Source organism: Arthrobacter sp. GW460-12-1-14-TSB2, assembly GCF_059423525.1.
Window position 1 is genome coordinate 125,051 of the sequence record NZ_JBWKYC010000004.1, and the last position, 14,206, is coordinate 139,256.

Annotated in this window: 13 protein-coding genes, 1 tRNA gene, 1 other RNA gene and 1 pseudogene; 7 read left to right on the forward strand and 9 right to left on the reverse strand. The window is 65.3% G+C overall.

Annotation, left to right across the window (positions count from 1 at the left end):
• Positions 1 to 31 precede the first annotated feature (31 nt).
• On the reverse strand, positions 32 to 550 hold the full coding sequence (locus tag AC07YR_RS07875) for a MarR family winged helix-turn-helix transcriptional regulator (protein ID WP_436056589.1): 519 nt from the start codon (positions 548 to 550) through the stop codon (positions 32 to 34).
• A 78-nt stretch (positions 551 to 628) separates the two neighbouring features.
• Between AC07YR_RS07875 and AC07YR_RS07880 the strand changes: the two genes are divergently transcribed.
• Positions 629 to 856 carry a hypothetical protein gene (locus tag AC07YR_RS07880; RefSeq protein WP_494733629.1) on the forward strand — a complete coding sequence of 76 codons (228 nt, stop codon included), beginning with the start codon at positions 629 to 631 and terminating at the stop codon, positions 854 to 856.
• Between the two features lie 159 nt (positions 857 to 1,015).
• On the forward strand, positions 1,016 to 1,198 hold the full coding sequence (locus tag AC07YR_RS07885) for a hypothetical protein (RefSeq protein WP_156372364.1): 183 nt from the start codon (positions 1,016 to 1,018) through the stop codon (positions 1,196 to 1,198).
• A 144-nt stretch (positions 1,199 to 1,342) separates the two neighbouring features.
• On the opposite strand, the gene AC07YR_RS07890 is transcribed toward AC07YR_RS07885, so the two are convergent.
• The 6 genes from AC07YR_RS07890 to AC07YR_RS07915 all read right to left on the reverse strand — a co-directional run bounded on the left by AC07YR_RS07890 (position 1,343) and on the right by AC07YR_RS07915 (position 7,920).
• Positions 1,343 to 2,701 (reverse strand): aspartate kinase, encoded by a 1,359-nt coding sequence (locus AC07YR_RS07890; protein ID WP_494733630.1) that lies wholly within the window; start codon positions 2,699 to 2,701, stop codon positions 1,343 to 1,345.
• Positions 2,702 to 2,835: 134 nt separating this feature from the next.
• Complete coding sequence (locus tag AC07YR_RS07895; RefSeq protein WP_494733631.1) at positions 2,836 to 3,423, reverse strand: GNAT family N-acetyltransferase; 588 nt, start codon at positions 3,421 to 3,423, stop codon at positions 2,836 to 2,838.
• 21 nt (positions 3,424 to 3,444) lie between these two features.
• Complete coding sequence (gene recR / locus AC07YR_RS07900; RefSeq protein WP_055801029.1) at positions 3,445 to 4,044, reverse strand: recombination mediator RecR; 600 nt, start codon at positions 4,042 to 4,044, stop codon at positions 3,445 to 3,447.
• Between the two features lie 60 nt (positions 4,045 to 4,104).
• Positions 4,105 to 7,350: a DNA polymerase III subunit gamma and tau gene (locus AC07YR_RS07905; protein WP_494733632.1), complete on the reverse strand. Its 3,246-nt coding sequence runs from the start codon at positions 7,348 to 7,350 to the stop codon at positions 4,105 to 4,107.
• Positions 7,351 to 7,401: 51 nt separating this feature from the next.
• An RNA gene (ffs, locus tag AC07YR_RS07910) (signal recognition particle sRNA small type) lies at positions 7,402 to 7,498 on the reverse strand.
• Positions 7,499 to 7,566: 68 nt separating this feature from the next.
• The gene (locus AC07YR_RS07915) at positions 7,567 to 7,920 is read right to left on the reverse strand and encodes a hypothetical protein (protein WP_494733633.1); all 354 of its coding nucleotides are present in this window, start codon (positions 7,918 to 7,920) and stop codon (positions 7,567 to 7,569) included.
• A gap of 404 nt (positions 7,921 to 8,324) precedes the next feature.
• Here AC07YR_RS07915 and AC07YR_RS07920 point away from each other — a divergent pair.
• Positions 8,325 to 8,409: transfer RNA gene (locus tag AC07YR_RS07920), tRNA-Ser, on the forward strand.
• Between the two features lie 70 nt (positions 8,410 to 8,479).
• Here AC07YR_RS07920 and AC07YR_RS07925 read toward each other — a convergent pair.
• Positions 8,480 to 9,409 (reverse strand): oxygenase MpaB family protein, encoded by a 930-nt coding sequence (locus AC07YR_RS07925; protein ID WP_436056592.1) that lies wholly within the window; start codon positions 9,407 to 9,409, stop codon positions 8,480 to 8,482.
• Positions 9,410 to 10,019: 610 nt separating this feature from the next.
• Here AC07YR_RS07925 and AC07YR_RS07930 point away from each other — a divergent pair.
• Positions 10,020 to 10,373: pseudogene (locus tag AC07YR_RS07930) on the forward strand (M23 family metallopeptidase); the annotation flags it as partial.
• 74 nt (positions 10,374 to 10,447) lie between these two features.
• Here the strand turns inward: AC07YR_RS07930 and AC07YR_RS07935 are convergent.
• Entirely contained in the window at positions 10,448 to 10,939 is a 492-nt protein-coding gene (locus tag AC07YR_RS07935) for a hypothetical protein (RefSeq protein WP_494733724.1), read from the reverse strand.
• Positions 10,940 to 11,129: 190 nt separating this feature from the next.
• Here AC07YR_RS07935 and AC07YR_RS07940 point away from each other — a divergent pair, with 190 nt between their 5' ends.
• From AC07YR_RS07940 to AC07YR_RS07950, 3 genes are all read left to right on the forward strand, one after another.
• Positions 11,130 to 11,615, forward strand: coding sequence for a glutathione peroxidase (locus AC07YR_RS07940; protein WP_436056594.1), 486 nt, complete (start codon positions 11,130 to 11,132; stop codon positions 11,613 to 11,615).
• 234 nt (positions 11,616 to 11,849) lie between these two features.
• Entirely contained in the window at positions 11,850 to 13,061 is a 1,212-nt protein-coding gene (gene fdhA / locus AC07YR_RS07945) for a formaldehyde dehydrogenase, glutathione-independent (protein ID WP_055801011.1), read from the forward strand.
• Positions 13,062 to 13,257: 196 nt separating this feature from the next.
• Positions 13,258 to 14,196: a phosphodiesterase gene (locus tag AC07YR_RS07950; RefSeq protein WP_055801009.1), complete on the forward strand. Its 939-nt coding sequence runs from the start codon at positions 13,258 to 13,260 to the stop codon at positions 14,194 to 14,196.
• The last annotated feature ends 10 nt before the right edge of the window (positions 14,197 to 14,206 follow it).

Here is a 14,206-nt window from a genome sequence, read left to right on the forward strand (position 1 = left end):
GCGGCTGCCATCCGGGCGGGGCGGGTCCGGGCTAAGCTCGTGCGGACTCTTCGCCTGTGTTGTCCCATCCGGCGGCGTCCCGTTCGGCTGCGGTCCTGGTGGCGGCGATCAGGTCCGTCATCGCCTGGTGCAGTGCGCCTACCTGGTCGCGGGTCAGGCCCAGGCGTTCCATCATGGTGCCGGGAACCGCCGTCGCCTGCTGCCGGAGAGCAGCGCCACTCGGTGTCAGCCCCACGGCCAGAGCGCGCTCGTTGCCGGCAGCGCGGCCGCGGGTGATGTATCCGGCCGCCTCGAGGCGGCGCAACAGCGGCGAGATCGTGGCCGGTTCCTGGGCCAGCGCATCGCTGATGTCCCGGACGGTGCGGGGGCTGGACTCCCACAGGCACAGCATCACAAGGTACTGCGGATGGGTCAGTCCCAGTGTGTCCAGAACCGGCTTGTACGCGCCCACGACGCTTCGGGACGCTACCGTCAGGGCGAAGCAGAGCTGGTGTTCCAGCAGGAGGTCTTCGTCAGACGCTTCGATGGCCGCGGCCGAGCGCTGATTCATCGGCATACTCTCAATCGTTAGTGGGCTAATCATTAGCGTACACTGGATTGGACTCGACCGTTCTGAAGGGAACCCGCAATGGCTAACAAGGAAAACGCCTCCCAAAGGTTCATGCGCGCCACCGGCAGGCTCCGTGCCATCTTCGGGCCGGCGAACCGCAGTGCCTTGGGCCATGAGATGACCGACGAGAACAAGGCGCTGCTTTTGCGCCGGGAAGCGGAGTCCCAGCAGTGGGAAACCATCCGCAGGCCGGACGGCAGCACGTATGTAGTGCCCAGGAATCCGGAGGATAAGTCCCTCCGCTAGCCTGCGAACCGGGGTGCCGCACACTGGCATGCGGGCCGGGGCCTTTTTCTGTCCCCGGGCGTAAAATATGGGCACAGATACCAACCGGCCAATGCATCACTGCTTGACCCGAGCAAGGGAAAGGGGGTGGGAATTGTGGCAAAGGCGATACAGCGCTTCATGATGAAGACCGACAAGCTGCGGTTCTTCTTTGGACCAGCCACCCGCGGTGATCCAACAGTCCCCGTTGTTCACAAGCACGACGACTTTGAGGCTGCTTCCGAAGAGGACCTCGCCCATTTCGAGGTAGAGACAGACTCCGAGGGACACCACTACGCAGTCCGCAAGGAAGACATCACGTAGGCCGTTGCGGCGCAAGGCCGGAGCTGCAACCCCTTTGCAGCCCATCAACACCACAAAAGGAACGGCACCGCGGGTTCCCTGCGGTGCCGTTCCTTTTGTGGTGTTCTTTTATTGCACTGGTCCTGGGACCCGGGCGGGCCTGCCTTAGCGGCCGGTGCCGCCGTACACAGTTGCTTCGTCTTCGCTGTCCAGGTCAAATGCCTTGTGGATGGCCCGGACTGCATCATCCAGCAGGTCGGCGTGCGTCACCACGGAGATGCGGATTTCCGACGTCGAGATCATGTTGATATTGATGCCGGCATCGGAAAGCGCCTTGAAGAACGTGGCCGAGACGCCGGGGTGGGAGCGCATGCCGGCGCCGATCAGCGAAAGCTTGCCGATCTGTTCGTTGTACTCGATGCTTTCGAAGCCGATTTCCGGCTGGGCCGCACGGAGGGCGGCGAGGGCGTCGGCACCTTCCACGATGGGGAGCGTGAAGGAAATGTCCGTCCGGCCCGTTCCATGCGTGGAGACGTTCTGAACGATCATGTCGATGTTGGAGTGTGCATCGGCGATCACCTGGAAGATCGCGGCGGCCTTGCCCGGGATGTCCGGGACGCCCACCACAGTGACCTTGGCTTCGGAACGGTCGTGTGCAACGCCGGAGATGATTGGCTGCTCCAAGGCAACTCCCTCTTGAGTCTTGATCTTGTCGTCGGCTCCGGGCATGACCCAGGTGCCTTCGTTCTGGCTGAATGACGAACGAACGTGCAAAGGCACGCCGAATCGCCGCGCGTATTCCACGCAACGCAGGTGCAGGATCTTGGCGCCGGAAGCTGCCAGCTCCAGCATTTCTTCGCTGGAGATGCGGTCGATCTTCTGGGCGGAGGGCACAACGCGGGGATCCGCCGTGTAGATGCCGTCCACGTCCGTGTAGATCTCGCAGACATCGGCGTCCAAGGCGGCGGCGAGGGCCACCGCGGTGGTATCGGATCCGCCGCGTCCCAGGGTGGTGATCTCGTTGGTGGTGCGGCTCATTCCCTGGAAACCAGCCACGATGGCGATGTGCCCCTTGTCCAGGGCGGTGCGGATCCGGTGGGGGTCGACGTCGATGATGCGCGCCTTGCCGTGGATGCCGTCGGTGATCATGCCGGCCTGCGAGCCCGTGAACGACTGGGCAGAGGCACCGAGCTTGTTGATGGCCATGGCCACCAGGGCCATGGAAATGCGCTCACCGGCGGAGAGGAGCATGTCCATTTCACGCGCGGGGGCAGCGTCGGTGACCTGGGCGGCAAGGTCCAGCAATTCGTCCGTGGTGTCACCCATGGCGGAAACCACCACGACGACTTCGTTGCCGGCCCTTTGTGCATCGACGACGCGCTTGGCAACCCGTTTGATGCCGTCCGCGTCGGAAACTGATGAGCCGCCGAACTTTTGCACGATGAGCTGTTTGGTGCGGGCAGTAGCGACAGGCAGCACGCCGGGCTGGTTCTCGGTTTTCACTTCGGTAGTGGGCATACTCATGCGCGCACCCTCACTGCATCAAATCGGGGTTCCGGGGCCAAGCAACCAAAAACGGCGCGACGGCGTAACTGATGTGCCCAGTTTATCGCCGGGAACAGCGCCGCGCTGAATTGTGACCGCATGGTGGCCTCCCGTTAGTCATCTTCGACAAGGGGCGACGCCACGCGGTCCAGGCGGTAGCGCCACGAGGCCAGCCCCTTGCCATAGGTGTCCTGGGCGGCGGTGAAATATTGATCCTGGACGAAGCCGAGACCTTCCAGGAGGCGCCGCGAAGCAGTGTTCGGTTCGTAGACGCCAGCGTAGATGGCGTTCGTTCCGCGCTCGGTGAAGAGCCAGCGGACCAGTGCCCCGGCGGCTTCGCTGCCGTACCCCTTGCCGTGGTGGTTCGGGTGGAGGAGGTAGCCAAGGCTGGCAAAGTCCGCCGGAATGCCGCCCGACAGCGGCGGCTCGGCCGTGTTCCATGTGCGGGCATCGCCGATCACGGCGCCGGTTGAGCGGAGGACTACCGCCCAGGCGTAGTGGAACCAATCGGCCGTGGAGCGTTCAGCGCGGACCAGCAGTTCAGCGAGGAGCCGGTCCGTTTGCCCCGCCGTCAGGGGTTGATGCGACAAATAGCGGACTGCGTCGGGATGGCCCCGGAATCCTCGGAGGGCGGCTGCGTCGGCTTGCGCCACGAGGCGCAGTTCCAGGCGTTCAGTGACGATGGAGGCAATCGATTCCATGGTGAGCCGTCGCTGTCGGGATCAGCTCAGGGCGTTGCGGCGGCCCTCGAAGGCGCGCCCCAGGGTGACCTCATCCGCGTACTCCAAATCTCCGCCCACCGGCAGACCGGAAGCCAGCCGGGTGACGGTGATGCCGATCGACTTCAGCATCCTGGCCAGGTAGGTGGCGGTAGCCTCGCCCTCAAGGTTGGGGTCCGTGGCGATGATGATTTCCTGGATGGCGCCGTCGTTCAGCCGGGTGAGGAGTTCCCTGATGCGCAGCTGCTCCGGGCCGACTCCGGCGATGGGGTTAATCGCGCCCCCGAGGACGTGGTAGCGGCCTCGGAAGGAACGGGTTCGCTCGACTGCCAGGACGTCCTTGGACTCCTCCACAACGCAGATGACCGAGGGATCCCGGCGCGTATCGCGGCAGATGTTGCACAATTCCTGCTCAGTGACGTTGCCGCACACCGTGCAGAACTTCACCCGTTCCTTCACCGTGGTGATGGCTTCGACGAGCCGCTTCATGTCCTGCGGGTCCGCCTCGAGGATATGGAAAGCCAGCCGCTGGGCGGACTTGGGCCCCACCCCGGGAAGGCGGCCCAGTTCGTCGATCAGCTCTTGAACTGCACCTTCGTACACAATGTCCTCGTTCGTTTGACTCGTTGGTTTGAAGGATGCCCGCACATCCCGCGGGGAAGGCTAGAAGCGGGGGGCGATCGGGCTGCCGTCCAAGGACCGTTCCTCCACCAGTTTTCCGCCCAGAATACGCTCGACGGCGGCGCGTCCAAACACGCTCGATTCCTCGATCGTTTCGTCGTCCGGGCTGGGTGTGTCCTGGACATAGGTCTTGACCGCCTCGGCCTGTCGCGCAGGGGCCTTGGCCCTACCGGCTTCCGCCTCGGGGCTGTTGGACAGCCGCTGGTACAGGCTCTGCTTCACCGCGCCGGGCGCGGTTGCAGGGGCCGGGGCCGGCTGGGCGGGAGCGGACGCGTAGGCCGCCGGTGCAGTTGCGGACGCGATGTTCCGGACATCCGGGCCGGCCATCGCTGTCGACGGGTCAGTGGCCGTGGCGGGAACATACTGCGCGGACGTTGCCCAGCCTGCGCCGGGTGCACTGTTCGCACCAGCCAGTGCACCCACCGGCTGCCGGATTTCGGCCGGGCGCGGGGAGCCGTCCGGTTGGTGGGCGGAGGCTTCGTCAGGCGTCCCGCCGGGCCGGGGGAGCTGGGCCGCCGCCGGCTCGTACTGGGGCGCCTGAGGTTCTGGAACCACAGGAATGCCGGCGCGGTCCGGGTCTTCCACGGACTTGCCAACGTTCGACTCGGCACCTACGGTCCAGACGCCCGGAGCCTCTTCCTTGGCACGGGACCATGGATCGTCGTTGGAGAGCTCGCCCGCGGCACGTGAAGAGTCGGCGGAAGTCGACCTCCCGGAAGGCTGTTCGCGGGAGATCCTACTATCCGCGCGTGCACGTTCCGGTGCGCCGGGAGAGGTCCTGCCGGACTGGACCGGCCCTGATTGGACCGGCCCTGATTGGATCGGCCCTGACTGCGCCGAACCTGACTGCGCCGGAACGGACGGAGCCCAGTCCATGGGCGGCTCCTCGTCCAGCGGGGGAGCATCTTCGTCCAGGGGCGGCCCCCAGTCATCGTCGGGGTAGCTGTAGGAACCGGACGCGTCATCTTGCGGCCGCTGTGCCGGGCGGACCTTCGCGGGCTCAAGCTCGTTGGCCTCGTTGGCAGCGTTGGCGGCGTTGGCAATGTTTGTGGCCTTGAGCGCGTCGGCAGGGCCGGCAGGGTCGGCGGCACGGAGCGGAGAGGTGTCAGCGACCTGGCGGCCGGCAGGCGTGGCGGCCGGGCGCTGAGCCGCAGGGCTCACCGCGGGGCCTGCGGCCGGCGCAGCGGTTGCGGGGGCAAGACCCCAGGCAACGTCAGCGGACGTCGCCGGAGGTTCCTGGCTAGCGGGTGCTTTTGGGTTTGGCTCAGAGCTCGCTGAGCTGCTGGCGCTGCCGGACACTGCATTGATCTGGCAGTCGATCCCCACGGTTTTGTGGATTGCCTGGCGAAGATTTTCCGAATGGTCTGCCCGGCCGAAGGCACCGGCCAGTCCGGACGTGGTGAAGGCCAAGGTGAGCACCTGGCCGTCGAACTGGCTCACCTGGGCGTTGGGCTCCACAAGGGCCCAGGTGCTGCGCTTGATTTTGCTCAGGGTCTGCAGGACATCAGGCCAGGCGCGGCGCAGGACCTCGACGTCGCCGGCGGGGCCGTGGGCCGCAGGGTTGCCGGCCGCCGCCGTCTGGGCCGCTTCGGACTTCAGGGGTGTGCGCTCAGCCGCAACCGGTTCAGCCGGTATTGGCGTTGCGGGCGCGGAAGCCGCGGCAGGTGCAGGCGGGACCTGCTGAGCAGCGGAACGTGAGGGCGCCTGGGTGGCCGGGCCCCGATTCGCGGAGGGCTCGTCAACAGGCCAGTCGGTGGTGGAAACCCGCGGCGGAGTGATGGATTCGCGTGCGGGCGCTTCGCTTCGTCCTGCGGCGGCTTCGACCGCGGGGACGGTTGCCTGAACCGGCGCGGCCTGTACCGGTGGTGCCTGAACCGGCGCGGCCTGTACCGGAGGTGCCTGTACGGGTGCGACCTGAACCGGACGTGCCGGAGAGGGTTCGGGTGCGGCGGCGGGCGCGGGGGAAACAGCGGGGCCAGCGGAAGCCGCCGGGGCAGGCACAGGTGCGGCCGGCGGGGTCGGCGCTGAAGCAGCGGCGGGAGCACCGACGTCGTTCCCGCCGTAGTTCAGGCGCCGCTCCACGCGGTCGATCCGGGCGGCGATGCCGCGTTCGGTCTGCTCGGAATTGGGGAGGAGGATACGGGCGCACAGCAGCTCAAGGTGAAGCCGCGGCGACGTCGCCCCGGTCATCTCGGTGAGTGCAGTGTTGGTGACGTCTGCCGCCCGGGACAGCTCGGCTGCGCCCAGGTTGTGGGCCTGGTTCTTCAGCCGGGCTATCTGGTCAGCCGGCATGCCGCGCAGGATCGACTGGGCGCTCTCCGGCATGGCCTGGACGATGATGAGGTCGCGGAAGCGCTCCAGCAGATCCTCCACGAAGCGGCGCGGATCGTGGCCGGTCTGGATGACGCGGTCCACAGCACGGAAGACAGTGGCTGCATCCGAGGCTGCCACCGCTTCAACGACGTCATCCAGAAGGGATGCGTGGGTGTAGCCCAGCAGTGCGACAGCGAGTTCATAGTCCAGTCCCGCGGGGCCGGCGCCGGCCATCAACTGGTCCAGGACTGACAGCGAATCCCGGACGGAACCGCCGCCGGCGCGGATCACCAGGGACAGCACTCCCGGCGCCACGGGAACGTTTTCCTGGTTGCAGAGCAGCTCAAGATAGGCCATGAGGGGCTCGGGCGGGACCAGCCGGAACGGGTAGTGGTGGGTCCGCGAACGGATGGTGCCGATTACCTTGTCCGGCTCCGTGGTGGCAAAGATGAACTTGATGTGTTCCGGCGGCTCTTCCACGATCTTGAGCAGGGCGTTGAAGCCTGCCGAAGTGACCATGTGGGCTTCGTCGATGATGAAGATCTTGTACCGGTCCCGGACAGGAGCGTACGTGGCGCGTTCGCGAAGGTCTCGGGCGTCGTCCACGCCGCCGTGACTCGCAGCATCGATCTCGATCACGTCAAGGGAACCGGAGCCGCCGCGCGCAAGCTCGATGCAGCTGGGGCACGTGCCGCAGGGGGTGTCCGTGGGGCCCTCGGCACAGTTCAGGCAACGGGCCAGGATGCGGGCCGAGGTGGTCTTGCCGCAGCCGCGCGGACCGGAAAACAGGTAGGCGTGATTGACGCGGTTCTTGCGCAGCGCCGTCATCAGCGGCTCCGTGACGTGTTCCTGCCCGATAACGTCAGCAAAGGAGTCTGGACGGTATCTGCGATAAAGGGCGGTTGTAACACTCACAGAGAAAACCCTACCAATCCGGGCTGACAGTTTGCCGCCCTGTGGGGGAATAGTAAAGACCCCCCATGCACCCGCCAGAGCCCATTTACCCTTGCTACCTTCCGGTCCTGGGGGAGTTCAACAGGATGACGCCACATGAGGGGCCGTCAATGAGTTTACCCGATGATTTGGTGTGCCCCGAATCGGCTCCTGGCGGCCCGTTTCAGCCCGCTCCGGTTACCTCCCCGGGCCATTCTGCGCTGTCGAGAGTGGGTGCCCGTTGACCGCCCAGCTCATCAGTGCGGGCTCCTCGTAGGGGTGGGCCAGACGCAGGGCAGCCACGACGGCGTCGAGCACGTCTTCGTCAACAACGCATTCGATCCTTATTTCCGGAACCTGTTCGCTGTGGCCCTCCGAACCGATAAACGGCCGGGACCCGGCGAGCGGAGTGAACCGGCCGGTGCCAGGGGCGGTGAACGCGCAGTGCGAATAATTCCCGATCCGCCCGGCGCCCGCATCGCCCACGGCTGCCAGGACAGCCTCCGCGTGGTCTGCGGGAACGTAGGTCACCAGGGCATGCAGTTGCGTCATCCGCCCATCTTCTCAGTAGCTGCGGAAGGGCAGTGACAAATGGCTAACGCCACAAGTCGATAACGGTCGGCCGATAATGCGGTAGGAACCCTTGCTTATCATCGGCACAAAGCGGACGATGGATATGTACACCGATTGGGGCAATCTCAACTTGAACTCAAGGTTGTGAGCTGCAGGGCCTGGCGCGAGGGCCGGACCCGGCAGCTCAACGGTGTTCCGGAAGAGTGGGCGCATTGGGGGCGTCCATTTTTGCGTTAATGGCGCTTTCGGGCAGTGGGATTGCCCTTGCAGTGCACGGGTGTGGGCGGCCGCTGAACTCGCAGCCGTCACGTTCAATCCGGCCCAATTGGGTGATGCCGAAAAGTTCAGGTATTCTAGTATCTGCTTTTGATTCAGAAGCTACTGGAGAATTCGCCTAGCGGCCTATGGCGCACGCCTGGAACGCGTGTTGGGTTAACGCCCTCGGGGGTTCAAATCCCCCATTCTCCGCGTATTGGCCCCGGTCCTTGGACCGGGGCCTTTTTGCGTTCCGGACCTTGGCGGCACATCCGTTCCGCACCTAGGCGGCAAATCCCAGCCGACGAAGCCGCCGTCGTGCGGCCTGCTCGCTCGGTCCCATCCTGCCGCCGGGACGGACCCCGCCCAGGGCCACCCCGACGACGGCGAGCGTCACTTTGGTGCCAAACCTCACCGGAAGCGGGAAGGGGCCCAGCCGAGGCGCCCGGAGTCCCAGCATGTCCCGGTATTTCGGTTCGAGGCTTGAAACCGCGGCGGCAAACAGCATCTTGTATCCGGGCCGCAGTGATGGGTGAAGCGGGGGATTGCGGATGAAGGCCACAATTTCGGCCACCCTTTCATCGGAACGGAGGTCGCCGGCGCAGTACCAGCTGTCCAGCTGCTCCCGCATTTCCGCCTCACTGAGGGGCGGCGAATCCACGCCCATTAGCCGTCCCGCGTGCGCCCACTCCCGAACGTAGGCATCCGGGCCGCCGGGGATGGGCCGGCCCCAGATCTTGTGTGCCGAGAGAAACGCGTCAGTGAACGCGATGTGTACCCACCGGAGCAGCTCGGGGTCGTTGGCCGCGTAGCTCCTGGCGATGCCGTGGGCGTCCACGTAGTCTCCCCGCACCGATTCGTGCAGCCGCAGGACGAAGCCGGATGCTTCATGCGCGGCGGACGTGGAGCCATAGGACACGGTGAAGATCCAGCGGATTGTTCCAGCCAGCCGCCCCAGCGGATCTTCGCGGAACCGTGAATGGTCCTGGACGCCGGCAAGGGCGCCCGGATGGAGGGCCTGCATCAGGAGGGCGCGGATTCCCGCCACAATGGTGGTCATGGAGCCGTGGACCGCCCAGACGGCGGACCCCGGAAGGTGATAACCGGCGTCGTCACCCTCTTCCAGCCGGGGAACCCAGCCCGGCACTGCCCCCCGTGTACCGGTGAATGTTTGCCTGAGCTCGGCCTGCCACTCCCTGAGGACATTGCGCATGGTCCATTCTTGCGCATTCGGGTCCAAATATTCGTCCGGGCTCAGCTCCGGACGAGCCCAAGGAGCCCCCGGCGCCTGTGAATCAGCTGGGAATTCCGGCCGGAAATGGCGGAATCCCGCGGTAGCGTTCTGACGGTCCCGATGTTGGGGGTTCACAGACGGGAGGGGGCTGTGTTCCCATAGGAATCGTAAGTCCGTCGAGATTGGGGTCTGGCGGGCCTATCGCAGGAGTCAGCACGTGGGAAATCACTGGGGATATGGACACGACGAAAATCCCGGCAGGCCTTGCCTCGTCGCTGCACGGATACTTGGCGTCTGCGCTGTGTCAACGTTTGGCGTGATTGCCCTTGGCCTCCAGGGCCCCGCCTCACCGCCGTCGGCAGCGGTTGGTGCAACCTCGCAACAGGCCCCGATGGGCGGTGCAGGAAATGCGCCTTGGTGGCCGGATGCCTTTATGAAACCGCTGGGTATTGCACCGGCGGCCATTAACGCCAATATCAATGCTCTGGTTTCCTACAGCCGCAGCGATATCCGGACCATATCCAAAAGCGGCCACCGCGAACTGAACGTTGCCTCCGACGAAGCGCGGCGGCCACCCGCCGGCTCGCTGATGGCCCCCCTTGAAGTGCTGACGGAAACCTCAGGCTTCGGCCTCCGGGTCAGCCCTTTGACCGCTACTGCGGGTGAGTTCCACTGGGGGCAGGACTTCGCGGCTGCCTGCGGCACCCGGGTCTACGCGGCCGACGCCGGCGTGGTCAGGGCCGTTGGCTGGCACCCCTGGGGCGGTGGCAACCGCGTGGAGATCGACCACGGCAACGGGCTGATCACCACCTACAACCACCTGGAGGGAATTGCCGTCAAGAAGGGCGACTCCGTCCAAGTGGGCGAGGTCATCGCGAAAGTGGGCACCACAGGATCATCCACGGGGTGCCACCTGCATTTCGAGACCATCCTCAACGGCGTCCATGCGAACCCGTTGGACTGGACGCTCCTGCCCACTAAGCAAGTGGATGAGCTCGGGAACATAGACATGATCAGTTACGTCCCCGGGGCCGGCGCCCCTGCGGGAGATCCCACCTGGGCCATTCCCGTCTCGGCAAGCAATTCGCACGCGGTGGAGGGCGGGGACGCGGAAGCACCCGTTCCGGGGTCGCCTTCGGCGTCGGCCACGGCGACGCCTTCCACCTCGGCGACGCCTTCGCCTTCGCCTTCGCCTTCGCCTTCGCCTTCGCCATCGGCGAGTGCGGCGGCGACGACGACTACGTCGGCCGCTCCGGCGACGTCGGGAAGCCCGACGGCGACCACTACGCCGCCACCCACGGGCACCTCAACGGCAACACCGTCGACCACTCCTTCACCGACTGAAACGCCGTCGCCAACCCAGACAGAGCCGTCCACTGCGACGGCGACTCCGACGGAGACCGTGCCGACGGCGCCCCCGGCCGAGCCCACGTACACGCCGACAGCCGAGCCCACGCTCATCCCGACAGCTGAGCCCACGCTCGCGCCGACAGCCGAGCCCACGCTCACTCAAACAGCCGGGCCCGAGCCGACAGCCATTGTTGAACCGTCACCAACCGAGACAGCCACGCCCACTCCCTGACAGCACCTCCCTTCACCGGCTGGAAGCCGGCCGCCGAACTCACCCCGGGCACCAACCCATACACTTGGCCGTTGTCAACGAATAGCAGCCATGACCAGTTTCTTAAGGAAGCCCACCGTGAATTCGATCCACTCCATTCCGCTGACCCTCAACGACGGCACGAAAACTGAATTTGGCCGCTTCAAGGGAAGCGTGGTGTTGGTGGTCAACGTGGCTTCCCAATGTGGTTTCACGCCGCAGTACGCCGGCCTGGAACTGCTGTACGGGAAGTTCCGGGACCGCGGATTCGAAGTCCTGGGCGTCCCGTGCAACCAGTTCGCCGGGCAGGAGCCGGGCAACGACGCTGAAATTGCCGAGTTTTGCGAACGCAACTTCGGTGTCACCTTCCCGCTGACCGCGAAGGCAGACGTGCGCGGCAAGGACCAGCACCCGCTGTACACCGAGCTCACCCGGTTTAAGGCCGGACTCCTTCCCGGCCTCGTGAAGTGGAACTTTGAAAAGTTCCTCGTAAACCGCGACGGCGTGGTGGTGGCACGCTTTGCTCCCACGGTGGAGCCTGACTCACCTGAGGTCATCGCCGCCATCGAAGATGCACTGGCCTGACGGGCTCCCGCCGGAGCAATCTGTTCCGGCCGCTAGGGCCCAACGACCCCTGTTCCTAAGTATGCTTACCGCCTAGACTGGCCGGACCCTCCAATCTGTCAGCACGGCCGCGGCTTCCCGGCGGCGGCACAGCGGACGGCGCGGCCGGTCAATACCTGCCTGGGAGGGCGCATCAGTACTTCGTGAATCACACGGGGCATCCTTGCGGGTGACCGTGAAACCAGGAGGAAAGAGATGACAGGGAACAAAGCCGTTGCCTACAAGGGGCCTGGCAAAGTCGAACTGATCGACATTGACTATCCCAGCTTCGAACTCAAGGACGGGCCGGGCGTCAACCCCGCCAACGTGGGCCGTTCAGTACGTCATGGCGTCATCCTCAAGACCGTCGCCACCAACATCTGCGGCTCCGACCAGCACATGGTTCGCGGCCGGACCACCGCACCTCCGGACCTCGTGCTGGGCCACGAAATCACCGGTGAAGTGGTGGAAGTAGGACCCGACGTCGAATTCATCAAGGTGGGGGACGTCTGCTCCGTTCCCTTCAACATCGCCTGCGGCCGCTGCCGGAACTGCAAGGAACGCAAGACCGGCATCTGCCTCAACGTCAACCCGGACCGGCCGGGAAGCGCCTACGGCTACGTCGACATGGGCGGCTGGGTGGGCGGCCAGGCCAACTACGTCCTGGTGCCCTATGCGGACTGGAACCTGCTGAAATTCCCGGACAAGGACCGGGCCATGGAAAAGATCCTCGACCTGGCCATGCTTTCGGACATCTTCCCCACGGGATTCCATGGGGCTGTGAGCGCCGGCGTCGGGGTCGGCTCCACCGTCTACATTGCCGGGGCCGGCCCGGTTGGCCTGGCCGCGGCAACAAGCGCCCACCTGCTCGGTGCCGCCGTCGTGATTGTGGGCGACCTGAACGAGGGTCGTTTGGCGCAGGCGCGCAGCTTCGGCTGCGAAACCATTGACCTGTCCGAGGGCGGCCCCGCCGAGCAGATCGAACAGATCCTGGGTGTCCCGGAAGTCGACTGCGGCGTCGACGCGGTCGGCTTCGAGGCCAGGGGCCACGGCCACGACGCCAAGGAGGCTCCGGCCACGGTGCTGAACTCGCTGATGGAACTCACCGCGGCCGGCGGCGCGCTGGGCATCCCAGGGCTCTACGTCACGGGAGACCCGGGCGGCATTGACGAGGCTGCCAAAAAGGGCGCGCTGTCCCTCAGCCTGGGAACGGGCTGGGCCAAGTCGCTGAGCTTCACCACGGGCCAGTGTCCCGTCATGAAGTACAACCGCCAGTTGATGATGGCGATCCTGCACGACAAGGTGCATATCGCCAAGAACGTTAACGCCAAGGCAATCACCCTGGAAGATGCGCCCAAGGGCTACGCCGAGTTCGACGCAGGCGCCGCCACGAAGTATGTCCTGAACCCGAACGGCTACCTAAGCTAAGCCGTCAAGGACCGAGTAACCACGTGCCGGCGGACGCATTCTGAGCACGGAGTGTGTCCGCCGGACTACTCGTTTTTTCCATATTTTCAAACATGCCTACTGGAGTTTGCACATTGTTGGCCGAATGTCTGGTTGGATAGACCTTACTGAGAGGGACACTGGAAGCACCAGCTTCCAACCAACCACGAAGGCAGTAATGGAGCTCATCGAGGCCGAACACCCGCGGCCGCGTCATTTTCTTCTCCACCTGAGCGACCCCCACCTGTTGGGAGGTCCGGATCATCTTTATGGCGCAGTAGACAGCGAAGCCCGCCTGAAACAATTGTTTGAGGAAGTCAAAGCCTCAGGGGCCCGTCCGGAAGCCGTGATTTTCACCGGCGATCTTGCTGACCAGGGCGAGGCCGAGGCGTATGCGAAACTCCGGGCCATCGTTGAGCCCGCGTGCAAGGCAATGAACGCTCAGGTCATCTGGGCCATGGGAAACCACGATGACCGTGAGAATTTCCGGACCGGGCTGCTTGACCAGACCGGCAACGACGCGCCAGTGGACCACAGCTACTTCATCAACGGGCTCCGGGTGATCACCCTGGATACGTCAGTGCCGGGATTCCACCACGGCGAACTGAGCCAGGCGCAGCTCGACTGGCTTGCCGAGGAGCTCTCCACTCCCGCTCCGGACGGCACCATCCTGGCCCTGCATCATCCTCCGGTGCCGTCGGTGCTGGACCTTGCCGTCCTCGTGGAGCTCCGGGACCAGCCGGCCCTCGCTGCAGTGCTCCGCAACTCGGATGTCCGCACCATCCTGGCCGGGCACCTGCATTACTCCACCACTGCCACCTTCGCCGGCATTCCGGTATCGGTGGCCTCTGCCACCTGCTACACCCAGGACCTGAACGTCCCTGTGGGCGGCACCCGGCCGCGCGACGGCGGACAGGCTTTCAACCTGGTGCACGTGTACGAACACACCATCGTGCATTCCGTGGTGCCGATCGGCAGCGCGGCGGCAGTGGGCGAAGTGGTCAGTGCGGCCGAAACCCAGCGCCGGCTGGCCGCGGCCGGCATCCGGATCCCGCGGCAGGCGAAACATGGCAACCCGCCGACGCAGACCATCCCGATGATCCGTGCGGGCCGCTGACCCGTACTGC

Excerpts from the sequence above, each read along its gene's own strand:
- AC07YR_RS07875 (WP_436056589.1), bottom strand. The coding sequence starts at position 550 with ATGAATCAGCGCTCGGCCGCGGCCATCGAAGCGTCTGACGAAGACCTC.
- AC07YR_RS07880 (WP_494733629.1), top strand. The coding sequence starts at position 629 with ATGGCTAACAAGGAAAACGCCTCCCAAAGGTTCATGCGCGCCACCGGC.
- AC07YR_RS07885 (WP_156372364.1), top strand. The coding sequence starts at position 1,016 with ATGATGAAGACCGACAAGCTGCGGTTCTTCTTTGGACCAGCCACCCGC.
- AC07YR_RS07890 (WP_494733630.1), bottom strand. The coding sequence starts at position 2,701 with ATGAGTATGCCCACTACCGAAGTGAAAACCGAGAACCAGCCCGGCGTG.
- AC07YR_RS07895 (WP_494733631.1), bottom strand. The coding sequence starts at position 3,423 with ATGGAATCGATTGCCTCCATCGTCACTGAACGCCTGGAACTGCGCCTC.
- AC07YR_RS07915 (WP_494733633.1), bottom strand. The coding sequence starts at position 7,920 with ATGACGCAACTGCATGCCCTGGTGACCTACGTTCCCGCAGACCACGCG.
- AC07YR_RS07925 (WP_436056592.1), bottom strand. The coding sequence starts at position 9,409 with ATGCGCAATGTCCTCAGGGAGTGGCAGGCCGAGCTCAGGCAAACATTC.
- fdhA (WP_055801011.1), top strand. The coding sequence starts at position 11,850 with ATGACAGGGAACAAAGCCGTTGCCTACAAGGGGCCTGGCAAAGTCGAA.
- AC07YR_RS07950 (WP_055801009.1), top strand. The coding sequence starts at position 13,258 with ATGGAGCTCATCGAGGCCGAACACCCGCGGCCGCGTCATTTTCTTCTC.